The organism is Streptomyces sp. MMG1121, assembly GCF_001280015.1.
In the GTDB taxonomy this organism is placed as follows: domain Bacteria; phylum Actinomycetota; class Actinomycetes; order Streptomycetales; family Streptomycetaceae; genus Streptomyces.
This window is the reverse complement of record NZ_LGDV01000118.1, coordinates 317032-337878: the sequence shown is the minus strand read 5'-3', so window position 1 is coordinate 337878 and position 20847 is coordinate 317032. Positions and strand designations below refer to the sequence as shown.

At 70.7% G+C, this 20847-nt stretch carries 27 protein-coding genes; 10 read left to right on the top strand and 17 right to left on the bottom strand.

Going from position 1 to position 20847, the window contains the following annotated elements:
* The first annotated feature begins 14 nt into the window (after window positions 1–14).
* Window positions 15–137, top strand: a complete 123-nt coding sequence (locus tag ADK64_RS48405) for a hypothetical protein (protein WP_267888543.1) — start codon at window positions 15–17, stop codon at window positions 135–137.
* Window positions 138–270: 133 nt separating this feature from the next.
* Window positions 271–2052 (top strand): ABC transporter ATP-binding protein, encoded by a 1782-nt coding sequence (locus tag ADK64_RS12675; protein WP_053658181.1) that lies wholly within the window; start codon window positions 271–273, stop codon window positions 2050–2052.
* Between the two features lie 6 nt (window positions 2053–2058).
* Here the strand turns inward: ADK64_RS12675 and ADK64_RS12670 are convergent, their stop codons facing one another.
* The 8 genes from ADK64_RS12670 to ADK64_RS12635 form a co-directional block, all read right to left on the bottom strand.
* Window positions 2059–3189: a tetratricopeptide repeat protein gene (locus ADK64_RS12670; RefSeq protein WP_053658179.1), complete on the bottom strand. Its 1131-nt coding sequence runs from the start codon at window positions 3187–3189 to the stop codon at window positions 2059–2061.
* Window positions 3186–4460 carry an ATP-binding protein gene (locus ADK64_RS12665; RefSeq protein WP_053658178.1) on the bottom strand — a complete coding sequence of 425 codons (1275 nt, stop codon included), beginning with the start codon at window positions 4458–4460 and terminating at the stop codon, window positions 3186–3188. The genes ADK64_RS12670 and ADK64_RS12665 overlap by 4 nt, the downstream gene beginning before the upstream one ends.
* 91 nt (window positions 4461–4551) lie before the next feature.
* Window positions 4552–6009, bottom strand: a complete 1458-nt coding sequence (locus ADK64_RS12660; protein WP_053658176.1) for a sensor histidine kinase — start codon at window positions 6007–6009, stop codon at window positions 4552–4554.
* Window positions 6006–6740, bottom strand: coding sequence for a response regulator transcription factor (locus ADK64_RS12655; RefSeq protein WP_053658174.1), 735 nt, complete (start codon window positions 6738–6740; stop codon window positions 6006–6008). Before ADK64_RS12655 ends, ADK64_RS12660 begins: the two co-directional genes overlap by 4 nt.
* Window positions 6741–6802: 62 nt before the next feature.
* The gene (locus tag ADK64_RS12650) at window positions 6803–7021 is read right to left on the bottom strand and encodes a hypothetical protein (protein WP_053658172.1); all 219 of its coding nucleotides are present in this window, start codon (window positions 7019–7021) and stop codon (window positions 6803–6805) included.
* A 40-nt stretch (window positions 7022–7061) separates the two neighbouring features.
* On the bottom strand, window positions 7062–8075 hold the full coding sequence (locus ADK64_RS12645; protein ID WP_053658170.1) for a S1C family serine protease: 1014 nt from the start codon (window positions 8073–8075) through the stop codon (window positions 7062–7064).
* Window positions 8076–8181: 106 nt separating this feature from the next.
* Window positions 8182–9204, bottom strand: coding sequence for a LacI family DNA-binding transcriptional regulator (locus tag ADK64_RS12640; protein WP_053658168.1), 1023 nt, complete (start codon window positions 9202–9204; stop codon window positions 8182–8184).
* A 61-nt stretch (window positions 9205–9265) separates the two neighbouring features.
* Window positions 9266–10066: a winged helix-turn-helix transcriptional regulator gene (locus tag ADK64_RS12635; protein WP_053658166.1), complete on the bottom strand. Its 801-nt coding sequence runs from the start codon at window positions 10064–10066 to the stop codon at window positions 9266–9268.
* A 183-nt stretch (window positions 10067–10249) separates the two neighbouring features.
* Between ADK64_RS12635 and ADK64_RS12630 the strand changes: the two genes are divergently transcribed.
* Genes ADK64_RS12630 through ADK64_RS12620 form a run of 3 tightly spaced genes read left to right on the top strand, consistent with a single transcriptional unit; the run spans window position 10250 to window position 12581 of the window.
* A complete protein-coding gene (locus tag ADK64_RS12630; protein ID WP_107092970.1) occupies window positions 10250–11110 on the top strand; it encodes an alpha/beta hydrolase in 861 nt (286 codons plus the stop codon).
* Between the two features lie 57 nt (window positions 11111–11167).
* The gene (locus tag ADK64_RS12625) at window positions 11168–11422 is read left to right on the top strand and encodes a MoaD/ThiS family protein (RefSeq protein ID WP_053658162.1); all 255 of its coding nucleotides are present in this window, start codon (window positions 11168–11170) and stop codon (window positions 11420–11422) included.
* A 4-nt stretch (window positions 11423–11426) separates the two neighbouring features.
* A complete protein-coding gene (locus ADK64_RS12620; protein ID WP_053658161.1) occupies window positions 11427–12581 on the top strand; it encodes a hypothetical protein in 1155 nt (384 codons plus the stop codon).
* 93 nt (window positions 12582–12674) lie between these two features.
* Here the strand turns inward: ADK64_RS12620 and ADK64_RS12615 are convergent, their stop codons facing one another.
* The 4 genes from ADK64_RS12615 to ADK64_RS12605 form a co-directional block, all read right to left on the bottom strand.
* Window positions 12675–12962, bottom strand: coding sequence for a DUF1416 domain-containing protein (locus ADK64_RS12615; protein ID WP_053658159.1), 288 nt, complete (start codon window positions 12960–12962; stop codon window positions 12675–12677).
* Window positions 12963–13007: 45 nt separating this feature from the next.
* Window positions 13008–13853 (bottom strand): sulfurtransferase, encoded by an 846-nt coding sequence (locus tag ADK64_RS12610; RefSeq protein WP_053658157.1) that lies wholly within the window; start codon window positions 13851–13853, stop codon window positions 13008–13010.
* Between the two features lie 129 nt (window positions 13854–13982).
* Window positions 13983–14063: an Ms5788A family Cys-rich leader peptide gene (locus tag ADK64_RS48940; protein WP_351055874.1), complete on the bottom strand. Its 81-nt coding sequence runs from the start codon at window positions 14061–14063 to the stop codon at window positions 13983–13985.
* 208 nt (window positions 14064–14271) lie between these two features.
* Window positions 14272–15009 (bottom strand): DUF2993 domain-containing protein, encoded by a 738-nt coding sequence (locus tag ADK64_RS12605; RefSeq protein WP_053658155.1) that lies wholly within the window; start codon window positions 15007–15009, stop codon window positions 14272–14274.
* A gap of 140 nt (window positions 15010–15149) precedes the next feature.
* Between ADK64_RS12605 and ADK64_RS12600 the strand changes: the two genes are divergently transcribed.
* A complete protein-coding gene (locus ADK64_RS12600; protein WP_053658153.1) occupies window positions 15150–15413 on the top strand; it encodes a DUF3099 domain-containing protein in 264 nt (87 codons plus the stop codon).
* A 51-nt stretch (window positions 15414–15464) separates the two neighbouring features.
* On the opposite strand, the gene ADK64_RS12595 is transcribed toward ADK64_RS12600, so the two are convergent.
* The gene (locus ADK64_RS12595; RefSeq protein ID WP_053658151.1) at window positions 15465–15833 is read right to left on the bottom strand and encodes a hypothetical protein; all 369 of its coding nucleotides are present in this window, start codon (window positions 15831–15833) and stop codon (window positions 15465–15467) included.
* Between the two features lie 366 nt (window positions 15834–16199).
* Between ADK64_RS12595 and ADK64_RS12590 the strand changes: the two genes are divergently transcribed.
* Window positions 16200–16964, top strand: coding sequence for a glucose 1-dehydrogenase (locus tag ADK64_RS12590; protein WP_053658149.1), 765 nt, complete (start codon window positions 16200–16202; stop codon window positions 16962–16964).
* 15 nt (window positions 16965–16979) lie between these two features.
* Here ADK64_RS12590 and ADK64_RS12585 read toward each other — a convergent pair whose 3' ends face one another.
* Genes ADK64_RS12585 through ADK64_RS12575 form a run of 3 tightly spaced genes read right to left on the bottom strand, consistent with a single transcriptional unit; the run spans window position 16980 to window position 17775 of the window.
* Window positions 16980–17342 (bottom strand): DsrE family protein, encoded by a 363-nt coding sequence (locus ADK64_RS12585; protein ID WP_053658147.1) that lies wholly within the window; start codon window positions 17340–17342, stop codon window positions 16980–16982.
* Window positions 17339–17584 carry a hypothetical protein gene (locus ADK64_RS12580; RefSeq protein WP_053658145.1) on the bottom strand — a complete coding sequence of 82 codons (246 nt, stop codon included), beginning with the start codon at window positions 17582–17584 and terminating at the stop codon, window positions 17339–17341. The genes ADK64_RS12585 and ADK64_RS12580 overlap by 4 nt, the downstream gene beginning before the upstream one ends.
* Window positions 17581–17775 carry a hypothetical protein gene (locus ADK64_RS12575; protein WP_053658143.1) on the bottom strand — a complete coding sequence of 65 codons (195 nt, stop codon included), beginning with the start codon at window positions 17773–17775 and terminating at the stop codon, window positions 17581–17583. The genes ADK64_RS12580 and ADK64_RS12575 overlap by 4 nt, the downstream gene beginning before the upstream one ends.
* A 172-nt stretch (window positions 17776–17947) precedes the next feature.
* On the opposite strand from ADK64_RS12575, the gene ADK64_RS12570 reads away from it, so the two are divergent.
* The 3 genes from ADK64_RS12570 (at window position 17948) to ADK64_RS12555 (ending at window position 20241) form a co-directional block, all read left to right on the top strand.
* Window positions 17948–18769, top strand: coding sequence for a helix-turn-helix domain-containing protein (locus ADK64_RS12570; RefSeq protein ID WP_053658141.1), 822 nt, complete (start codon window positions 17948–17950; stop codon window positions 18767–18769).
* Window positions 18769–19125 (top strand): DUF397 domain-containing protein, encoded by a 357-nt coding sequence (locus ADK64_RS12565; RefSeq protein WP_053658139.1) that lies wholly within the window; start codon window positions 18769–18771, stop codon window positions 19123–19125. Before ADK64_RS12570 ends, ADK64_RS12565 begins: the two co-directional genes overlap by 1 nt.
* Before the next feature lie 540 nt (window positions 19126–19665).
* Window positions 19666–20241 carry an FABP family protein gene (locus ADK64_RS12555; protein ID WP_053658135.1) on the top strand — a complete coding sequence of 192 codons (576 nt, stop codon included), beginning with the start codon at window positions 19666–19668 and terminating at the stop codon, window positions 20239–20241.
* Between the two features lie 54 nt (window positions 20242–20295).
* Here ADK64_RS12555 and ADK64_RS12550 read toward each other — a convergent pair whose 3' ends face one another.
* Window positions 20296–20754, bottom strand: a complete 459-nt coding sequence (locus ADK64_RS12550) for a MarR family winged helix-turn-helix transcriptional regulator (protein ID WP_053658133.1) — start codon at window positions 20752–20754, stop codon at window positions 20296–20298.
* Window positions 20755–20847 lie beyond the last annotated feature (93 nt).

The window sequence follows — 20847 nt, the reverse complement described above, 5'->3', positions numbered from 1 at the left end:
GAGAGGTCACAGCCATGAGCTTCCACAAGATCGTCCCGGTGAAGAAGACCCGCAAGCCCGCCCCGGCCCCGGCCCACAAGCACCGGAAGTGCGAGCCGAAGAAGCACGAGCCCAAGCGCCCGGTCGGCCACAAGTAATTCAAAGCGGGGCACGGCTAATTCCCATGAAGGCCGTCGCGAGGCGGGGTCACCGGTTACCGCGTGGTCGTACCGGTGGCCCCGCCCCGGCTGTTCGGGGGGCTGTGTCCACAGCTGTGGAAAGGAGTTGCCGATGCTGAGGGAATCCCGCGAGGCCTTCCGCCGGTTCTGGCCGCTGACCCGCGGGGACCGCAAGTGGCTCGGGACGGTCGTCGCGTGCGTGGTCGTGGCCGCGCTCGCCGAGACCGCCGCCATCCTGCTGTTCGCCCAGCTGACCGACCACGCCCTGGAAGCCGGCTCGCTCGCCGCCTTCTGGGGACCGGCCGGCGCCTGGCTGGGCGTGGCCGCGCTCGCCGCGCTCGTCGGCTATCTGGGCAACTCCCTGGCCACCTGGACCGCGGAGAGATTCGTCCTGCGCCTACGGGCATCCGTCTTCCGGCACGTCCAGGACCTGCCCCCGCACTTCTTCCAGCGCCACCGCCAGGGCGATCTGGTCGAACGGCTCACCGGAGACGTCGAGTCCATCGAGCAACTCGTGGTGTCCGGCGTCGTGGGAGCCGTCTCGGCGGTGTTCTCGGCCGTCTTCTACGCCGTCGCCGCGTTCTGGCTGCGCTGGGACCTGGCGCTGGCCGCCTTCGTCCTCGCGCCCCTGTTCCTGCTCGCCGCCCGCCGCTTCTCCGGCCGGATCGCCCAGGCGTCCCGGGACGGCCGGGCCGCGGACGGCGCGATCACCTCCGTGGTGGAGGAGTCGCTCGGCAACATCGTCCTCACCCAGGCCTACAACCGCCGCGCCGAGGAGGAACTGCGGCTCGACCGCGAGGCCCGTGCCTGGCTGCGGGCGAGCGTGCGCGGGGCGCGGCTGAGCGAGATGTACGAGCAGTGCGTCGAGGTCGTCGAGACGCTGTGCGTGCTCACGGTCATCGGCCTCGGCGTGTGGGAGATCTCCGCCGGCCGTATGACCCTCGGTCAACTCCTGGCTTTCGCCGCCTTCCTGGGCTATCTCTACCCGCCGATCCGCAACCTCGGCCAGCTCGGCCTCACCATCACCGCGGCCACCGCCGGCGCCCGGCGCATCGGCGAGATCCTCGACGCCGAGCCCGCCGTCACCGACCCCGCCCAACCGGTCGCAAAGTGGCCGGTGCGCGGCCATCTCGCCTTCCACCGGGTCTCCTTCCGCTACCCGGGCTCCCCGTGCGCCTCGCTCCGGGACGTCACCTTCACCGCCGGACCGGGCGAGCTGACCGTCGTCACGGGCCCGAGCGGCGCCGGCAAGTCCACCCTCGCCGGGCTCCTCACCCGCTTCTACGACCCCTCCGCCGGCGCGATCACCCTGGACGGCGTCCCCCTCACCGACGTACCCCTGCGTTTCCTGCGCGAGCACATCACCCTGCTGCCCCAGCAGACCCTCGTCCTCAACGGCACCCTCCGCGAGAACATCGCCTGCGGCCGCCCCGGCGCGACGCAGGCGGAGATCGAGCGGGCGGCACGGGACGCGGCGGCGCACGACTTCGTCACCGCGCTCCCCGACGGCTACGACACGCGGATATCCCCGGGCACGACCGTTCTCTCCGGCGGCCAGCTCCAGCGCATCGCCATCGCCCGCGCGATGCTGCGGGCCTCCCCGGTCCTCGTCCTGGACGAACCGACGGCCGGCCTGGACACGGTCGCCGCGCGCCAGGTGGTGCGGCCGCTGCGCCGTCTGGTGTCCGGCCGTACGACCATCATGATCACCCACGACCTGTCGCTCGCCCCCGACGCCGACCGCATCCTGGTCGTCGACCGCGGCCGCCTGGTGGAGACGGGAACGCACGCGGAACTCGTGGGCCGGGCAGGCGCGTACGCCCGGCTGGCCGCGCCGCTGCCCGCGGCGGCGGTGCAGGCTGCTCCGGAGGACACGATGATCCTCAGATGGTGACCGTGCTCAGGTGGTCTTCCTCCTGTCGAACCAGACGGTCGCGAGTGTCGGCACCAAGCCCGCCCAGAAAAGAACCTGCGGCACCGTGCGCGCGGACCACGGCACCTGGCTGATCAGCAGGGCGCACAGCATGGCCCAGGCGGCCTGGGCGAGGACGATGCGGGGCCAGCGGCGGCGGTGGAGCAGGGACCGGAGGTTGTACCTGACGCCCGTACGCAGCCGGCGATAGCGCAGCAGGGCGCCGACGGCCCAGATGACCGTGAAGGGGACGAGCACCCACAGCCGTTGGCCCAGGGAGACCGGCAGGGCGCGCTGTGTGTCGCCCTCGGTGGCGAAGAGGTCGAGCATGGTGCCGGCGAGGCCCACGCACAGCAGGGCGAGCCAGCGCACTCCGCGCAGCAGCCGGTAGGAGGCGTGATCGAGACCCTGCTGGAGGTGTGTGGAGTCCGGGGTGGCGGCGAGCGCGTCGGCGTAGAGGGTGGCGGCCTCGGCGGCCTTCACGCCGGGCGCGGCGGCGGCCTGCTGCGTCCGCCGGGCGAGGGCCTGCGGGTGCTGTGGATCGAGCCGGAGGATGGCCCGGTCCATCTCGGCGGCGAGGGCCCGGTCGCCGCCCAGGTCGGCTATCAACCAGCGCACCTCGTAGGGGAACACCTCCTCGGGCGCCAGCCGGACGGCTTCCAGGGCCAGTTCGTCCGACTCCCGGAGGAAGGAGTGCAGTTGCTCCTGGGTGATGGTGTTCGCACCGTTGGTCCGAGCGAACCGGATGGAGCGGATGCGGTACAGCCAGTGGCCGAGCAGCGCGTACCCGTACCAGTAGTCGGGGGCGAGCCGGATGACCTCGCGCAGGACGTCCTCGGTCTCCGGGAAGCGGCCGCCCACGCCCTGCAGCGCGCGGGCGTGTTGGATGAGCGCGCCGATGTGCGAGGGATCGAGGGCCAGCGCCCGCTCGGTCGCCTCCAGCGCCTGGGCCGCCTCGTCCTCGACGGCCAGGTGGCAGTTGGCGAGCCGCACCCAGGCGTCGATGTCCTCCGGATCCTGTGCGAGCCGCTGCCCGAGCAGCGCCTTCGCCTCGTCGTAGCGCCGCAGTCCGTGCAGTGCGTCGGCCCGCTCCAGGGCGGGATGCAGTCCGGTGCTCACAGCTTCCGCCGTTTCTTCAGGTAGGCGATGAGGTCGTCGTACATGCCGCCCTCGTTGGCGAACATCGCCACGTTCCGGGCGGCGGCGAACCAGGGCTCGGTGGACGGTACGACCTCTTTCGCCGCGCCCAGCAGGTCCTTCATCCCGATCATCCGCACGGTCCCGGTCCGGGCGGAGTCGAGCAGGGCCCGCTCGGCGGCGGCCTCGCAGACATGCGCGAGGTCGGCCCCGGAGAGCCCGTCGGTGACCTTGGCGAGCTTGGTCAGGTCGATGTTCTCGATGGGCCGGTCCCGCAGGTGGTAGCGGAGGATCGCCTCCCGCGCCGGCGCGTCGGGAGGCAGCACGAGCAGAGTCCGGTCCAGCCGTCCCGGCCGCCGCAGCGCGTTGTCCACGTCCCAGGGCACGTTGGTGGCGGCGAGCACGAACACCCCCTCGTTGGCGACCGCGTCGATCCCGTCCAGCTCGGTCAGCAGCTGGTTGACGGTGTTGCGCATCCCGTTGTGCGCGCTACGGCTGCGCTTGCCGCCGAGCGCGTCCAGTTCGTCGAGGAAGACGACACAGGGAGCCTGCCGACGGGCGGTCTGAAAGATCTCGTGCATATTGCGCTCGGAGTTGCCGGTCCACATGTCGAGCACGTCGTTGACGGACACGGACAGGAACGACGCCCCGAGCTCTCCGGCGACGGCGCGGGCGATGAAGGTCTTCCCGCACCCGGGCGGCCCGTAGAGCAGCAGCCCGCCCCGCAGACTCTTCCCGTACAACTTGCGCAACTCGGGATTCTTGAGCGGCGCGAGAAAGGCGGCCTCCAGCCGCTCCTTGACCTCCTGCATCCCGCCGACATCGGCGAGCCGCACGCTGCCGGGCCGCTCCACGTCCCAGGCACCGGCGTCGGGTTCGCCTCCCCCGTCCGCCCGCAACGGATCCGCTGCCTCCACCTCCGCCGCGACCTCTTCCGCGACGAACCGCGGCGGCACGGCGTCCCCGACCTGCGCCTCGGCGGCCCTCCAGTCGAAACCGGGCCGGGCGGCCGGGGCCGACGCCGGGGCCGGGGCCGGCTGCCGGGCCGGCAGACCCATGGCCCGCGTCATGAGCTGCCGCGCCTGCTCGTCACCCGGCGCGTGCTGCAAGGCGACGGCCACCTCGGCGACGGCGGCCTCCGACTGCCCCTCGCCCAGCAGAAGTTCGGCCAGATGAAGACGGAGCGGCACATCGGCGGGCGCGGCGGCCACGGCGGCACGCAGGCTGCGTATCAGGGGAGAGTCTTCCGGCATGGGGCCACCCTACGGAGCCCCCGCCGACGAATCCCCTGGCGGGGCCTCAGGACACGGCCGGCGCCCAGCCGCCCGGCCGGTCCGTGAGCGCTCAGTCGGCCGGTGTCTCCGGAGGTTCCGGCGGGGGCGTCGGTGCCCCGGGCAGTCGTACCGTCGCCACCGTGCCGCCGCCCGTCGCGGGGGTCAGGGTGACCTCGCCGCCCGCCTGCTGGACCGTGCGGGCCACGATGGACAGGCCGAGGCCCGAGCCGGGCAGGGCGCGGGCGCTGGGGGAGCGCCAGAAGCGGTCGAAGACGTGCGGGAGTTCGTCCTCGGGGATGCCGGGGCCGTGGTCGCGGACGGTCAGGACGCCGTCGCCCAGCCCGACCTCGACCGTGCCGCCCTCGGGGCTGAACTTCACCGCGTTGTCCAGGATGTTGACCACCGCCCGCTCCAGCGCGGACGGCTCCGCCCGGACGTACCAGGGCTTCAGGTCCGCCGTGATCGTCAGCTCCGGGCCGCGCAGGCGGGCGCGGCGCAGGGCCGCCTCGACGGTGTCCAGCAGCGGCACCACCTGGACCCGTTCGCCCTGCTGCCCCTCCGAGCGGGACAGCTCCTGCAGGTCGCCGATCAGCGAGGCCAGTTCGGTCATCTGGGCCTTCACCGAGGCGAGCAGGGCCATGCGGTCCGCCGGCGGGATCGGCCGGCCGGTCTCCTCGCTGCGGGTGAGCAGTTCGATGTTCGTGCGCAGCGACGTCAGGGGCGTGCGCAGCTCATGGCCGGCGTCGGCGATCAGCTGCTGCTGGAGGTCGCGGGAGCTGGCCAGCGAGGCGGTCATCGAGTTGAAGGCGCGCGACAGGCGCGCGATCTCGTCCTCGCTGTCGTCCTCCACCGGGATGCGGATGGCCAGGTCGTCGGTCCGCGCCACGTGCTCCACGGCCTCGGTGAGTTTGTCCACCGGGCGCAGGCCTGCGCGGGCCACGGCGAGGCCTGCGGCGCCGGCTCCTATGACGCCGATGCCGGAGACGAGGAGGAGGACGAGGGCCAGGTCGTTGAGGGTCTTCTGGGTGCTCCTGAGCGGAGCGGCGACCTGCACGCCGATGTTCGGTCCGCGTGCACCGCTGGTGGTCGTGGTGGGGAGGTAGGGGCGGGTGAGCACGCGCAGCTCGTTGCCCTTGTCGTCCATCCCGTTACGGAAGTAGATCTTGTTGTCGAGGGTTTTGACCTCGGCCTTGTCGGCCTGGGTGACCTTGATCCGGCCCGACGCGCCCGCGATGAGGCAGATCTTGCCGTCCTCGGTGATCAGCTGGGAGTACCGGTCCTGGAAGAAGCCGTTGGCAGCCGGTGTGTCGGTGCAGGTCTTGAGGGTGAAGTCCAGCTGATCGAACTGACCCGCGCCGCGCAACGACTTGGTCAGATCGTTGTCGAGCTGGTCGTACAGCTTCCCCTGCACGATGAACCAGCAGGTCACCGAGACCGCCGCCACGGCGAACGCCACTGCCGCCGCGACCAGCATCGCCAGCCGGGCCCTGATGGGCAGGGACCGGTACCGGCGGACCAGCCTCCTCACTCGGCGCCGCCCTGCCGCAGGACGTACCCCACGCCCCGGACCGTGTGCACCAGGCGCGGCTCGCCGCCGGCCTCGGTCTTGCGGCGCAGGTACATGACGTAGACGTCGAGGGAGTTGGACGAGGGCTCGAAGTCGAAGCCCCACACCGCCTTCAGGATCTGCTCGCGGGTGAGGACCTGGCGCGGGTGCGCCATGAACATCTCCAGCAGGGTGAATTCCGTGCGGGTCAGTTCGACCTGGCGCCCGCGGCGGGTGACCTCGCGGGTCGCGAGGTCCATGCGCAGGTCGCCGAAGGTGAGGGCCTCGTCCTCCTGGGCCTCGGCCGACACGGCGGCCGCGTAGGAGCTGCGGCGCAGGAGGGCGCGGATGCGGGCGAAGAGTTCGTCCAGTTCGAAGGGCTTGACCAGGTAGTCGTCGGCGCCCGCGTCCAGGCCGGTCACCCGGTCGCCGACGGTGTCACGGGCCGTGAGCATGAGGATCGGGGTGGTGTCGCCGGCCCCCCTGATCCGGCGGGCCGCCGTCAGGCCGTCCATGCGCGGCATCTGGATGTCGAGGACGACCAGGTCGGGCCGGTAGGCGGTGGCCTTCTCCAGCGCGTCCGCGCCGTCGACGGCCACCTCCGTGTCGTACCCGTCGAACGCGAGGCTGCGCTGGAGCGCCTCGCGTACCGCCGGCTCGTCGTCGACGATCAGGATGCGCTGGGGGTCACGGTCGCCTTCGGCGGGACTCATCGCTCGCGGTTCCTCGGGGTGCGGTGGGCGGGGGACTACGGGTGTCTCTCAGACTGCCACGCTCAGGCCCGGACCGCGGACAGGCGGTTCAGCGGCACCTTGCGGCGGTGGGTGCGGACGGCGGAGGTGCGCAGCCCCATCAGCTCGGGGACCGGCGTCGCGACGACCTCGGGGGCGCGGGGCTTCGGGATCGGCAGGTGCAGATCGCGGGCGACCACGAGGGCCAGGTTGACGTCGGCGGGGTCGAGGCCGGTGATCCGGTGCGAGATGTGCATGATCATGACGTACTCCCTGCTGACTGGTGCTGTGCCGGTCAAGCGGCTAGCTGGTGGAACCCGCTCGCAGCTTGGCCAGGTCGGACTTGACGGTGTTGATGGGGATCGCGAAGCCGAGGCCGATGCTGCCCGCGTCGGAGGACGACGAGGACTGCTGACTCGACGAGTACATCGCGGAGTTGATGCCGACGATGTTGCCGCCCGCGTCGATCAGCGCACCGCCGGAGTTGCCGGGGTTCAGGGACGCGTCGGTCTGGATGGCCTTGTAGGTCGTCGTGGACGAACCCGTGTCGCCGTTGAACTGACGGCCGCCGAACTGGAACGGCCAGTTGCCGTCGCCGCCGCCCTGGCCCTGACCCTGGCTCTCGTCCGTCGAGACGGTGACGTCCCGGTTGAGCGCGGAGACGATGCCGCTGGTGACGGTGCCGGTCAGGCCCTCGGGGGAGCCGATCGCCACGACCGAGTCACCGACCTGGACGTTCGACGAGTTGCCGAGGGAGGCGGGCTTCAGACCGGAGGCGCCCTGGAGCTTGATCAGCGCCAGGTCCTTGGAGCTGTCGGTGCCGACGACCTGGGCGGTGTAGCTCTTGCCGTCGCTGGTGCGCACCTTGATCGACTGAGCGCCGGAGATCACGTGGTTGTTTGTGACTATCTCGCCGGACGACGTGATGACCACGCCGGAGCCGGTGGAGGAGCCGCTGTCGAGGGTGGCGTTGATCTCGACCACGCTCGGGCTGACCGCGGCGGCGATCGCGGCGACGTCGCCCTTCTTGCTGGAGGGCACCACGTTGGTGGACGTGCCGGCGGAGGCGACCGAGTCCTTGCCGGTCAGCTCCTGGAAGGCGTACGCCGTGCCGCCGCCTACCGCCGCCGCGACGATCGCGACCGCCGCGAGGAGGGCGACCGGCCCGCGGGTGCGCTTCTTCGTCGGCTCGGGCTCCGGACCTGTCGTGGCCGTCACCGGCTGGTACGGCGGCGGGGGCGGCCACTCGGGGTGCACGGGAGCGGAGTAAGGAGCGGAGGAGTAGTGCTGCGCGTCGTTGCCCTGGCTCTCGGTCATGTCATAGAGGGTCCCCCGCGAACGTGAGAGCTTCCTGAGTGCTTGCTGAGAAGCCCGGCAGAACCTCGTTTGCCCGATATAAGGACGCTTCTCGCAGCTGATGGAGCTACTGGCAGCCGCAGCTCGTCCGCAGCACCAGCCGGGACGGGAACGTCTTCAGCCGCTCCCGCCGCGACCCGGCCACCCGCAGCCCGTCGTCCAGGACCAGGTCCACCGCCGCCCGGGCCATCGCCGAGCGGTCCGAGGCGACCGTGGTCAGCGGCGGGTCGGCGAGCGCGGCCTCCTTGATGTCGTCGAAGCCGGCCACCGCCAGCTCGCCGGGCACGTCGATGCGCAGCTCGCGCGCGGCCCGCAGCAGGCCGATCGCCTGGTCGTCGGTGGAGCAGAAGACCGCCGGCGGGCGGTGGGGCCCGGAGAGGACGTCCAGGGCGACGCGATAGGCGTCGTAGCGGTTGTACGGCGCCTCGAACAGCCGGCCCTCGGTGGGCAGCCCCGCCTCGGCCATGGCCCGCTTCCAGCCCTCGACGTGGTCGGAGACCGGGTCGCCGACCGCCGGCGTCTCCGCGGTACCGCCCATACAGGCGACGTACTCGTAGCCGTGCTCCAGCAGGTGGCGTACGGCGAGCTGGGCGCCGCCCAGGTCGTCCGTGACCACGGCGACGTCGTCGATGGCCTCGGGGCGCTCGTGCAGCAGCACCACCCGGGCGTCCCAGGCGTCGATCTCGGCGGCGGCCAGGTCGTTCAGGGCGTGACTCACCAGAATCAGTCCGGACACGCGCATGCCCAGGAAGGCGCGCAGATAGTGGACCTCGCGCTCGCTGATGTAGTCGGTGTTGCCGACCAGGACCATCTTTCCGCGCTCCGAGGCGGCCTGTTCGACCGCGTGCGCCATCTCGCCGAAGAACGGCTGACGGGCGTCCGGGATGATCAGGCCTATCAGGTCGGTGCGCCGGGAGGCCATGGCCTGGGCGACCCGGTCGGGGCGGTACCCCAGTTCCTTGATCGCGGCGAGGACACGCTCGCGCGTGGCCGGGGCGACCGGCCGGGGTCCGTTGTTGATGACATAACTGACGACGGCGGTGGAGGTCCCCGCCAGCCGTGCCACGTCATCCCGAGTCACCTTGGCCACGCGCGGAGTCTACGCGGATTGACCCGCCCTGGGCAGGGCGTATCAGCGCCTGGACGTGCGGCTAGACGTCCGCGTGGACGTCGGCGTCGCCGAGGACGGCCGATGCGTCCGCATCTTCCGCCTTTGCCCGCCCCGCCGCGGCCTTGGCGTCCCCGGCGGCCCGCTCGGCCTTGTCGGCGCCACGGTCGCCCTTCTCGGGCGTGACGAACCGATAACCGACATTCCGTACGGTGCCGATCAGCGACTCGTGCTCGGGGCCGAGCTTGGCGCGCAGCCGCCGTACGTGCACGTCCACCGTCCGGGTGCCGCCGAAATAGTCGTAGCCCCACACCTCCTGGAGCAGCTGGGCGCGGGTGAAGACGCGGCCCGGGTGCTGGGCGAGGTATTTCAGCAGCTCGAACTCCTTGAAGGTGAGGTCGAGCACGCGGCCCTTGAGCTTGGCGGAGTAGGTGGCCTCGTCCACCGACAGGTCGCCGTTGCGGATCTCCATGGGGGAGTCGTCGTTGACGATCTGCTGGCGTCCCATCGCGAGCCGCAGGCGGGCCTCCACCTCGGCGGGGCCGGCGGTGTCGAGGAGCACGTCGTCGATGCCCCAGTCGGCGGTGACGGCGGCGAGACCGCCCTCGGTGACGACGAGGACGAGCGGACAGCCGGGGCCGGTGGACCGCAGGAGCTGGCACAGGCTGCGCACCTGCGGCAGGTCGCGGCGGCCGTCGACGAGGATGACGTCGGCGCCCGGCGTGTCGACGAGGGCGGGCCCCTCCGCCGGGGCCACCCGCACGTTGTGCAGGAGCAGGCCGAGGGCGGGGAGCACCTCCGTCGACGGCTGGAGGGCGTTGGTCAGGAGCAGCAGAGAACTCATATGTCTGGTTCCTCCTCGGTCCCCGCGAGGACGTGTGCGATACGGCACTCCTCCGCGATCCCGAAGGCCCCGTACACACCCGCGGTCACCTCAGGTTTCCCGCTTCGTATACAACGCTTCCGAAAGCACGAAAGGACCCGGGGGCTTCGCTGCCCGAGTCCTCTGCCCAGCAGAATAGCCCACATGAGCAACCGTCGGGCAGGTCAAGTGGCGCATTCCACCGTTCGTCCGAATCCCGAGACGCACAGACGGGAAGCTTTGCGGACGTTCCTGCGCACTGCCGATGGAATTCCGGTCGATTCCGTATACGACCCGGGCACCTTCGTATACGAAACGGCGGAATCCCTCCCCGGCACCTCATGTCCGCCCGCCCGTGACCCGGTGTTCGTGATCGCCCACGGCTTCACCGGGGACGTGGACCGGCCGCACGTACGAAGGGTGGCGGGCGCGCTCGCCCGTTACGGCGCGGTCGTCACCTTCTCCTTCCGGGGCCACGGACGCTCCGGCGGCCGCTCCACGGTCGGCGACAAGGAGGTGCTGGACCTCGACGCGGCCGTGCAGCGGGCCCGCGGCCTCGGGCACGCGCGCGTGGTGACCGTCGGCTTCTCCATGGGCGGCTCGGTGGTCCTGCGGCACGCGGCCCTGCACCCGGGCGCGGCCGACGCGGTGGTCTCGGTCAGCGCCCCCGCCCGCTGGTACTACCGGGGCACGGCCCCCATGCGCCGGCTGCACTGGCTGGTCACCCGTCCCGAGGGCCGCCTGGTCGGCCGCTACGGCCTGCGCACCCGCATCCACCACCGCGACTGGGATCCGGTCCCGCTCTCCCCGGTGGAGGCGGTACCGGAGATCGCCCCGACCCCCTTGTTGATCGTCCACGGCGACCAGGACGGCTATTTCCCCCTCGACCACCCCCGGATGCTCGCCGAGGCGGCCGGTGACCACGCGGAACTCTGGGTGGAGCCGGGCATGGGCCACGCCGAGCACGCGGCGGACGACGCGCTGCTCGCCCGGATCGCGGACTGGGCCGTCAGCGCGGCGGGCTAGCCTGACACCATCTGTGTTTTGTCTTTGTTCTTTTCTTGCCGTCGATTGAGGAACGAGATGCCCAAGGTCACGGTGCGCTACTGGGCCGCCGCCAAGGCCGCGTCCGGCGTAGCCGAGGAGCCGTACGACGCGGACACGCTGGCCGACGCGCTGGCCGCGGTGCGCGTGCGGCACCCCGGTGAACTCACGCGCGTGCTGCAGCGATGCTCCTTCCTCATAGACGGCGACCCCGTCGGGACCCGCGCGCATGAGACGGTACGGCTGGCCGAGGGCGGCACGGTCGAGGTGCTCCCGCCGTTCGCAGGAGGATGAGGCGATGAGCGACCAGCCGTATCAGCACGGCAGACAGCCGTACGAGGGCTACGACGGCTACGACCCGTACCAGCAGCAGCAACAACAGCAGCAGTGGTCCGGGTACGAGCAGTACGACCAGTACGGGCAGCAGCCCGGCTACGACGCCCAGGCGACCCAGCAGTGGCAGGGCCAGACCTGGGAGACACAGACGCACGCGCCGGTGCAGGCGGCGGAGACGGCGTACATGCCGCCGCAGCCGTACGAGGGGCAGTACCAGCAGCAGCCCTATCAGCAGCCGTACCAGCAGCAGTACGCACAGGCACCCGCCCCGGCACCGGCAGTCGTACCGGAGCCCGAGGCGGAGCAGAACGCCGAGCCGGGACCGGAGTACGGCCCCGCGACCCTCGCCGGCAACTCCCGGATCACGGACGCCCAGCGGGCGCGCCTGGAGGGCCGTTCGCCGGTCATAGAGCCCGGCATGCAGCCGGCGCTGCTGACCGCGGTGCTGGGCCTGCTGCTGGCCGCGACCGCGCCGATCGCCTCGTACGCGCTGGTCGTCCCGCTGGTGGTGCTCCAGGCGGTGACGGCGGCGGGCTGGTTCCGGCTGAACGGCATGTGGCCCGCCCGACAGGGCATCGCGCTGGCCTTCGCGGGCGGGCTGACGGCCGACGTGGCGGTGCTCGCCGCGGGCCGTGACCACGCCCCGGTCGCGATCCTCGGCCCGCTCGGCATCTGGGTCCTGCTGTCGCTGGTCCTCCAGCTGCGCTCGCACGCCTCGCCGGACGAGCGGATGTACGGCCTGATGGCGACGGTCGCCTCGGCGTCGCTGTCCGTCCTGGCCACCGGCTACCTGGCCGCCGACCCGCACGCGGTGTCGGTGGGCGCGGCGGCGGTCGCGGTCGCCGTCCTGGCCCGGGCCCTGCCCCTGCCGACCGTGGCATCGGCCCTGGTCGCCGTGGTGGCCGCCGCCGGCGCGGGAATCGCGGTGGGCGGGATGACGGGCTTCGGCACGAAGGGCGCCGCCCTGGGCGGGGCGGCGGGCGTGTGCGCGCTGATCGGTCATCGCGTGGCCAGCTACGACTACCCGTCCCGCTTCGTTCATTTCACGGCGGGCGTGGCCTTGCCGCTGTCGGCGGCGGCACCGGTCGTCTGGGCACTGGGGCGTGCGCTCGGCTGACGGCGGCCCGGGAAGCCGAAGGGCCGTACCCCCACTGGCGTCCAACCCCAGGGGTACGGCCCTTCGGCCCGTCACTGAGCCCGTTCGGCTCGCTCAGACCGCGATGGCGACCTCCGCGAGCCCGCCCTTCTGGGCGACAACCGTGCGGTCGGCGGAGCCGCCCGGCACCAGCGCGCGCACCGTCCACGTGCCCTCGGCCGCGTAGAACCGGAACTGGCCGGTCGCCGAGGTCGGCACCTCGGCCGTGAACTCGCCGGTCGAGTCCAGCAGCCGGACGTAGCCCGTCACCGGCTCGCCGTCGCGGGTCACCTGACCCTGGATCGTGGTCTCACCGGGCTTGATCGCCGAGGCGTCCGGGCCGCCGGCCTTCGCTCCGCACATGCTGTTTCTCCAGAGGGGTCTGACCAGAAGGTCGGTCGGGTGGGATTACTTGCCGGCGCCGAGCTCGATCGGCACGCCGACGAGGGAGCCGTACTCGGTCCAGGAGCCGTCGTAGTTCTTGACGTTCTGCACACCGAGCAGCTCGTGGAGCACGAACCAGGTCAGGGCCGAGCGCTCACCGATGCGGCAGTAGGCGATCGTGTCCTTGGCCAGGTCCACGCTCTCCTCGGCGTAGAGCTCCTTCAGCTCGTCGTCCGACTTGAACGTGCCGTCGTCGTTGGCGTTCTTGGACCACGGGATGTTGCGCGCGCTCGGGACGTGGCCCGGACGCTGCGACTGCTCCTGCGGCAGGTGGGCCGGGGCGAGCAGCTTGCCGCTGAACTCGTCGGGCGAGCGCACGTCGACCAGGTTCTGCGCGCCGATCGCGGCGACGACGTCGTCACGGAAGGCGCGGATCGAGGTGTCCTGGGCCTTGGCCTTGTAGTCCGTCTTGGCGCGCTCGGGGATCTCGTCGCCGGGGACCAGCTCGCGGGCGTCCAGCTCCCACTTCTTGCGGCCGCCGTCGAGGAGCTTGACGTTCTCGTGGCCGTACAGCTTGAAGTACCAGTAGGCGTACGAGGCGAACCAGTTGTTGTTGCCGCCGTAGAGGATCACCAGGGTGTCGTTGGCGATGCCCTTCTCCGACAGCAGCTTCTCGAAGCCGGCCTGGTCGATGAAGTCGCGGCGGACCGGGTCCTGCAGGTCCTTGGTCCAGTCGATGCGGATCGCGTTCCTGATGTGGTTCTTCTCGTAGGCGGACGTGTCCTCGTCCACCTCCACCAGTGCGATGGTGGGGTTGTCCAGGTTGTCCTGGACCCAGTCGGCGTCTACGAGGACGTCGCTGCGGCTCATGCTCTTTCTCCTCCGGGGCAGTCGCGGCGGGGCGTGCAGAAGTAGAGAGGGTGCGCGCTCGGGGGCCGGGGCGCACGGGTGCCCTTACCAGCAGGGCGGCTGAGGGATGCGGAAGCGGGCGACTTCCACTCAGAAGGGGCGACAGAGCATGGCGGCAACGCGGCACAGGTCCACTGCCCGCCGCTTGGTGAGATCCGCCTGTCGCCTCATGGCCCCGATCGTAGGGACGTCTGGGCGGGCGTGTCACCGGGGTGTCATATGACGAGATGCGATCGTCCGAATGGTGGGACTGCAAGAGCGCACGGGGCGTCGTCGTACGACCTCCGGGCGCTCGCGCGGGTGACCCATCTACGGTACGGACGCGGCCGTCTCGCCAGTCGGACGCCGTACGTCCACCGCCGGTGTGCCGCGGGTGTCCCTACCCGGCCAGCTTGACGTCCGAACCCTTCACGCTGATCTCCACGCCGTCCGGCGCCGCCTGCACCTTGTCCAGCTTGATGCCGCCGGGCAGTTGGTCGATGGCCTGCTGGAAGTCGGTGATCCGGCGGATGCGGTCCTCGGCGATCGCACCGGCGCCCAGCTTGGGCAGCGAGTCGGCGTGCACCTGCACCTTGTCGTTCTCGACGGTCACGGAGCTGAGCACGGAGACGGTCTGTGTGATCCCGAGCGCGGAGACGGTGCCCTCGACCTTGACCTTGATCTTGCCGTTGCCGCCGTCGGAGAGGCCGACCACCCGGGCGGTGATCCCGGGGGCGACCTCGGTCGGCTCGGACTTGGCGGTCTTCAGCAGCTCGGCGTAGGAGACGGTCGCGGTGCCGGTGGCGGTGGACGCGGTGGCGGAGCTGTAGTCGCCGGAGAAGGAGACGCCCTTCATGTCGGCCTTCAGGTGGTCGATCCGGATCGTCTGGCCGGCGGTGCCCGTGGCGGCCTGGTAGTCCGCGATCCCGACCTCGACGTCGTCGAGCGACCCGCCCGCGACCTGGGTGAGGAACGGGAACCCCTTGATGTTCACGTCCGGCGTCGAGGCCAGGTTCTCGGTCGACTTCAGCTTGTCGGCCGCCTGCCCCTCGGCGAAGTGCACGGCGACCCGGTCCGCGATCACGAACAGCCCGCCCAGGATCACGACGAGGATCAGAGTTATTCGCAGGGCGCGCATGTGGTGGTTCCCCCAGGTCGGCGGTCGGCGTGGTCGGTGTACGGCTACGTCACGGTAACCCTGCGGGGGAAGGGCGGGCGGCGATTGTCGATCAGTTGTGACAGCTCCCTCGGATCCGCCTGTCGCCCTACCCTGGACGTATGTACGCGCGGCGGCGTCACGTCTACTTCGCCATGATGGGAGCCTGTATCGGGCTCTTCGTTCTGGCCTGGGGAGTTGTACGCATCTGGTCCGTGCCGGCGGCCGTCGGCATGTGTGTCGTAGCCATGGTCATCCCGCCGGTGGCCGCGATGATCGCGAACCGGCGGGGCCCTGAGGACCGCTGGTGGGACGACCCGTCCGGTGACCCGAAGTCCGACGAGTGGTGGGACGAGCTGGACGGCAAGAAGCGCCCGCCCCGCTAGACCGTGTCCGGTGGGTCAGGTGACGGCGAAGGCCGGGCCCCCGTCAATCGGTCACTTCACCTCCACCCGCACCTTCCACGGCGTGACGACGAGAGGGCAGAGGTGACCGGCGTCGGGACGGCAGTGTCGCCCCGCGCTGAGGGTGGCGACGCCGTCCTTCTCGACGTGGAAGCGCGCCGTGGCGCCGCCCCTGGGGTTCGTGCCGCCTGCGGTCCGCCGGAGGCCGGTGGAGTCGCTCACCGGTCGGCTCCAGGAGTAGGTGAGCCCGTCTTCGCGGTAGCCGGTGAGGGTTACGTCGATGTCGTCACCGGTCCGCGCGGGCACGGTCCTGCCGTTGTCCGCGTTCGTGAGGACCACGTGCACGGCCGTCTGGTGCGGTGCCTGGCTGTGCGCAGCCGCCGGCGTTGCCGCGGATGCCATGACGGCAACCAGGGCCAACCCCACGCCCCATGGAGCGGCAGACCGTTTCGTTCCCATCCCATTTTCCTCCCTTGGTCCCGCCGGGTCGGACGTCCCCGCCGACGGCATCAGCGGACCTGATCCTTCCGGTCGGCTCGGCGTGCAGGCGAAGGATCGGTTCCGAAACCACCCGACCGAGGGCTGTGGGTCCGACTCGTCGGACATGCCCTGCTGGACCGTCCGTCGCCTCTCACCGCCTCTCCTGTTCCGTGCTGGTCCCCGCTGCCCCGTGACCTCACTTTGGCGCGTTGTGACGTCATGGCAAAACATGCCACTTAGGCGTAACGTGAAACCAAGGGCAGGCACTCAAAGGCGAGGAAACGGACCATGCACGACTTGACCGGCAAGAGCGTGATCATCACCGGCGGCGCCCGGGGTCTCGGGGCGGAGGCGGCCCGGCAGGCGGTCGCGGCCGGTGCGCACGTGGTGGTCACCGACGTCCTGGACCAGGAAGGCGAGGCCACCGCCCGCGAGCTGGGCGCCAGTGCCCGTTTCCTGCACCACGACGTGACCTCGGAGGAGGACTGGCGGCGGGTCGCCGACCACGCGCTGGCCGAGTTCGGCGCGATCCACGGCCTGGTGAACAACGCCGGTATCTCCACCGGTCAGTTGCTGGAGGCGGAATCGGTGGAGCACTTCCGGAAGGTGCTCGACATCAATCTCACGGGCGTCTTCATCGGCATGAGGACCGTGATCCCCGCGATGAAGGAGAACGGCGGCGGGTCGATCGTCAACATCTCCTCCGCCGCCGGCCTGATGGGCCTCGCGCTCACGGCCGGCTACGGCGCCTCCAAGTGGGGCGTACGCGGCCTGACGAAGATCGGCGCGGTGGAACTGGGCACGTCCCGGATCCGCGTGAACTCCGTGCACCCGGGGATGACGTACACCCCCATGACGGCGGCCGTGGGCATCCGGCAGGGCGAGGGCAACTACCCGAACACCCCGATGGGCCGGGTCGGCGAGCCCCACGAGATCGCCGGCGCGGTCGTCTTCCTGCTGTCGGACGCGGCCTCGTACGTCACCGGCGCCGAGCTGGCGGTGGACGGCGGCTGGACCACCGGCCCGACGGTGAAGTACGTCATGGGCCAGTGAGCGCCGGCCGTTGGACTAGTACACGAGCGCCTGCGTGTCGTCGGCGACCGCCTCCTGCACGAAGACCTGTGCGCCCGCGATCCGTACGCCCTCGATGACGTCCTTCTCGGTGATCTCCCGGCGGGCGGCACACTGCGTGCACAGCGTGATGCGGCCCGCCGCGAGGATGGACTCGATCAGATCCGGCAGCGGGGCGGCGTGCGGCAGCTCGAACTCCGCCGCCCGCCCCGGCAGCGCGAACCAGGACGACTCGCCGGTCAGCCACAGCGACACGCCGACGCCGCTGGCCACCGCCACCGCCGCCACGGTGAACGCCTGCGAGCAGCGCTCGGGGGCGTCCGCCCCGGCCGTCACCTTGATCACGAGCTTCTTGGTCATACCGGAAGCGTAGCCGCGACGACGACGGTGACGATCAGCGTGGCGACACAGAGAACGCCGAGTACGCCGCTGACGAGGGCCCCGTCGACCGCCCGCCGCCCGCGTCGGTGCCGGGACCGGGGCGGATGGCCGGGATGGAAGGGCGGCAGGGCGTAAGCGGGCGTGACGGCGGGCCCGTCCCCGGGTAACGCCCGCCCCTCCTCCCATGACCGCCTGCACTCCTCGTAGGGCAGCCCGGTCATGCGCGGTGCTCCTGTCGCTGGTGCTGCCGCAGCAACACGTTGGCATCGGTCTCCGCGCTCCGGTCGTACGCGGCCCGCGCCGCCTCCCGCCGCTCCCCGAGCCTCACGCACGCCGGGCAGCCCGGCACCGGCCGGGGCGGCCGGCTGAGGTCCTCCCAGTCCTCCAGCGGTTTGGCCAGATCCGTTCCCATAGGATTTGATCCCTTTCTCAACATCTATACGAAATGCGACAGTTGCACTACTCTGCGTGCTCCTGGGCTGGTACGAGGATGGCCCAGGACGGAGGCGGATACGAGCGGAATTGCCGCTAGTGCGACGGCGGGCGCTCCAAATTCCACAAATTCCGCAGCCGGGGAGGGCGCGGTGCCGCAGCGAAGGGCGATCACGGGTCGTAGTCAGGAGCCGAGGGCACGCTTCGCCGAGGAGCTGCGGATACTGCGGGCGAAGCGGGGGGTGACCCTGCGGGCGCTGGCCGACGCGGTGGGCTGGGACGCGTCCCTGTTCGGGAAGATGGAGAAGGTCCAGACGCTGGGCGGGCCGGAGGTGGTGGAGGCGCTGGACCAGTACTACGGATCGGGCGAGCTGCTGCTCACGCTGTGGGAGTTGGCCGTGGCCGACCCGACGCAGTTCAAGGAGCGGTACCGGCAGTACATGCGGCTGGAGGCCGAGGCGGTGAGTATGTGGCAGTACTCGCCCGGCATCGCGCCTGGCCTGTTGCAAACGCCTGAGTACGCCGCTGAGTTGCTCCAGCAGGGCGGGCTGACGGGTGCGGAGTTGGAGGAGCAGGTGGCTGCCCGTATGGGGCGCCGGGAATTGCTGCTCGCGGAAGGCGGGCCGCAGTTCCGCGCGATTCTCTCCGAGGCTGTTCTGCGCACTCCGCTCCGCGATCCGGAGGCGTGGCAGGTGCAATTGCGCCATCTTCTGGCGATGGGGGGACGCGCCAATGTCACCGTTCACGTGCTGCCCGGCGCGAAGGGCCTGCACGGGCTGACCGACACCGACGTCATGTTCCTGCAGGGTGCCAGAGGAGTCGTCGCCTGGGTGGAAACGGGTTACTCGGGCGAGCTGGTCCAGGAAAGTACAGCTGTTCAGCAGCTCCAGCTCCGATACGATCGAGTACGCGATTTGGCCCTGACGCCGGACGAATCGCGGGAGTTCATCGAGCGGATGCTGGAGGAAGCGTGATGCGAGCCGTCGATCTGAGCACCATCACGTGGCGCAAGAGCAGCTACAGCAACCAGGACGGCGGTAATTGCGTCGAGGTCTCGGACGACCTCCTCCGCACTGCGGGCTGGCGCAAGAGCAGCTACAGCAACCAGGACGGCGGTCAGTGCGTCGAGGTCTCCGACGACCTCCTCCGCACCGCCGACTGGCGCAAGAGCAGCTACAGCAACCAGGGCGGCGGCGAGTGCCTGGAGGTCGCCGACAACCTCCCCCTCGTCCCCGTCCGGGACAGCAAGGACACCACCCGCACCCCCCTGCTGATCGGCGCGGGCGCCTGGGCGGCGTTCGTCGACGACGTCAAGCGCGCTGCATTCTGAATCAGACTCCGCACGACTTCATGGCCATGCCAAGGTCGGCCCGGCGTTCGCCGGTGACCCGGGGTGGGTGAAGCCGGAGGTGCTCCTCGCGGAGTACGCGCACAAGGGCGAACGGGACACCCTCCGGGGTGATCTCGTCGACCACGGCCTCAGGCTCGAACGCGTCGGACGACTCGTGCCCCGCCGCCGTCATCCAGGACGGCGGCAGCAGGTCCGGCAGGCCTGCCTCGCCGCCGGTGACGTCATCGCGCTCGTCGTGCGGTCCCGCAAGGGCGCCGCGCCGGAGATCCCGTTCCGGCGGACGGTGGTCCCCAGACGGAACTGCTCGACCGAGCCCTCGCCAAGAGGGCCGGGCCCCGGCCGCGTAAGCTGGGCCCCGGCTCTGTCGTATGCCCACCCTCGCTCAAGGAGCACCCGTGGAGATCTTCTTCGAAACCCTGCTGGTCCTGGTCTGCGTCGGCGTGCTCGCCTTCGCCGCTCTGGCAGTGAAGAAGCTGTACCAGGGCCAGCGCTGATCCATACCTAGGAAAGCTTCTGCTCATGATCGAGATCCCGTCCGACCTGCACAAGGACCTCGTCCCGCTCGCCTTCCTGCTCGGCAACTGGGCCGGCGCGGGCGTGCACGACTTCCCCGGCTCGGAGAAGTGCAACTTCGGGCAGGAGGTCAGCTTCAGCCACGACGGCCGGGACTTCCTGGAGTACCGCTCCCACACCTGGGTGCTGGACAACGACGGCAACAAGGTCCGCCCGCTGGAGTCGGAGTCCGGCTACTGGCGGATCGACGGCGACCGCAAGGTCGAGGTGACGATGACCCGCGACGACGGTGTCATCGAGATCTGGTACGGCGAGATGGCCGACAAGAAGCCGCAGATCGACATCGTCACCGACGCCGTCGCGCGGATCGCCGGCGCCCAGCCGTACACCGGTGGCAAGCGGCTCTACGGCTACGTCAAGAGTGATCTGATGTGGGTCGGCGAGAAGCAGACGCCCGACGTCGAGCTGCGCCCCTACATGTCGGCCCACCTCAAGAAGGTCGTCACCCCGGAGGACGTCGAGCGCTGGGCCAAGGCCCTGCCGGACGACATGCCGGACGACGGCATCGCCTTCTTCAAGTAGGACCCCCGCAGTACACGGACAGCACAAGGCCCGCTTCATGCGGGCCTTCGCTTCTTATGCGGGCTTGTGCTTCAGCTTCTGCCAGATCCGCTCCAGGTCTTCGACGTCCCGCTCGTCGAGGCGGTCGTCGAAGACCTCGGCGAGGGCTGCCCTGCGGGTCGCGTCCGCCTCGGCGAAGGCCCGGCGGCCGGCGTCCGTGAGGGTGATGCGGACCGAGCGGGCGTCGGTGGGGGAGGCCGCGCGGGTCACCAGGCCCCGGGTCTGGAGCGAGTTGATCACGCGGGAGACCTGACTGCGGCTGAGCAGGGTCTTCGCGCCGAGATCCGAGGCGGCGACCGGTGCGCTCTGCCCGTGCAGCCACAGCATCACCTCGAACCACGACAGCGGCAGGTCGTGGGCGTGGACCAGGGCCTGGTCGACCCGGGCGGTGAGGGTGGTGCCGGCCCAGACTAGGCCGTAGAAGGCGTGGTCGCGGGCGGCGAGTTCGCCCAGGGTGAGGTCGGCGCGGTCCATGGGGGCAGCTTAGTCGGCGCGGCTGGTTGTGTGCGCACGCACGCAATGTATGGTGTGTGTACACGCACACAAGTTGCCACACGGAACAGGGAA

Excerpts from the sequence above, each read along its gene's own strand:
- ADK64_RS12610 (WP_053658157.1), bottom strand. The coding sequence starts at position 13,853 with ATGAGCCGCAGCGACGTCCTCGTAGACGCCGACTGGGTCCAGGACAAC.
- ADK64_RS12565 (WP_053658139.1), top strand. The coding sequence starts at position 18,769 with ATGCGAGCCGTCGATCTGAGCACCATCACGTGGCGCAAGAGCAGCTAC.
- ADK64_RS12650 (WP_053658172.1), bottom strand. The coding sequence starts at position 7,021 with ATGATCATGCACATCTCGCACCGGATCACCGGCCTCGACCCCGCCGAC.
- ADK64_RS12590 (WP_053658149.1), top strand. The coding sequence starts at position 16,200 with ATGCACGACTTGACCGGCAAGAGCGTGATCATCACCGGCGGCGCCCGG.
- ADK64_RS12595 (WP_053658151.1), bottom strand. The coding sequence starts at position 15,833 with ATGGCATCCGCGGCAACGCCGGCGGCTGCGCACAGCCAGGCACCGCAC.
- ADK64_RS12575 (WP_053658143.1), bottom strand. The coding sequence starts at position 17,775 with ATGGGAACGGATCTGGCCAAACCGCTGGAGGACTGGGAGGACCTCAGC.
- ADK64_RS12550 (WP_053658133.1), bottom strand. The coding sequence starts at position 20,754 with ATGGACCGCGCCGACCTCACCCTGGGCGAACTCGCCGCCCGCGACCAC.
- ADK64_RS12605 (WP_053658155.1), bottom strand. The coding sequence starts at position 15,009 with ATGCGCGCCCTGCGAATAACTCTGATCCTCGTCGTGATCCTGGGCGGG.
- ADK64_RS12630 (WP_107092970.1), top strand. The coding sequence starts at position 10,250 with ATGAGCAACCGTCGGGCAGGTCAAGTGGCGCATTCCACCGTTCGTCCG.
- ADK64_RS12625 (WP_053658162.1), top strand. The coding sequence starts at position 11,168 with ATGCCCAAGGTCACGGTGCGCTACTGGGCCGCCGCCAAGGCCGCGTCC.
- ADK64_RS48940 (WP_351055874.1), bottom strand. The coding sequence starts at position 14,063 with ATGAGGCGACAGGCGGATCTCACCAAGCGGCGGGCAGTGGACCTGTGC.
- ADK64_RS12655 (WP_053658174.1), bottom strand. The coding sequence starts at position 6,740 with ATGAGTCCCGCCGAAGGCGACCGTGACCCCCAGCGCATCCTGATCGTC.
- ADK64_RS12580 (WP_053658145.1), bottom strand. The coding sequence starts at position 17,584 with ATGACCGGGCTGCCCTACGAGGAGTGCAGGCGGTCATGGGAGGAGGGG.
- ADK64_RS12635 (WP_053658166.1), bottom strand. The coding sequence starts at position 10,066 with ATGAGTTCTCTGCTGCTCCTGACCAACGCCCTCCAGCCGTCGACGGAG.
- ADK64_RS12555 (WP_053658135.1), top strand. The coding sequence starts at position 19,666 with ATGATCGAGATCCCGTCCGACCTGCACAAGGACCTCGTCCCGCTCGCC.
- ADK64_RS12585 (WP_053658147.1), bottom strand. The coding sequence starts at position 17,342 with ATGACCAAGAAGCTCGTGATCAAGGTGACGGCCGGGGCGGACGCCCCC.
- ADK64_RS48405 (WP_267888543.1), top strand. The coding sequence starts at position 15 with ATGAGCTTCCACAAGATCGTCCCGGTGAAGAAGACCCGCAAGCCCGCC.
- ADK64_RS12600 (WP_053658153.1), top strand. The coding sequence starts at position 15,150 with ATGTACGCGCGGCGGCGTCACGTCTACTTCGCCATGATGGGAGCCTGT.
- ADK64_RS12620 (WP_053658161.1), top strand. The coding sequence starts at position 11,427 with ATGAGCGACCAGCCGTATCAGCACGGCAGACAGCCGTACGAGGGCTAC.
- ADK64_RS12615 (WP_053658159.1), bottom strand. The coding sequence starts at position 12,962 with ATGTGCGGAGCGAAGGCCGGCGGCCCGGACGCCTCGGCGATCAAGCCC.
- ADK64_RS12645 (WP_053658170.1), bottom strand. The coding sequence starts at position 8,075 with ATGACCGAGAGCCAGGGCAACGACGCGCAGCACTACTCCTCCGCTCCT.
- ADK64_RS12665 (WP_053658178.1), bottom strand. The coding sequence starts at position 4,460 with ATGCCGGAAGACTCTCCCCTGATACGCAGCCTGCGTGCCGCCGTGGCC.
- ADK64_RS12675 (WP_053658181.1), top strand. The coding sequence starts at position 271 with ATGCTGAGGGAATCCCGCGAGGCCTTCCGCCGGTTCTGGCCGCTGACC.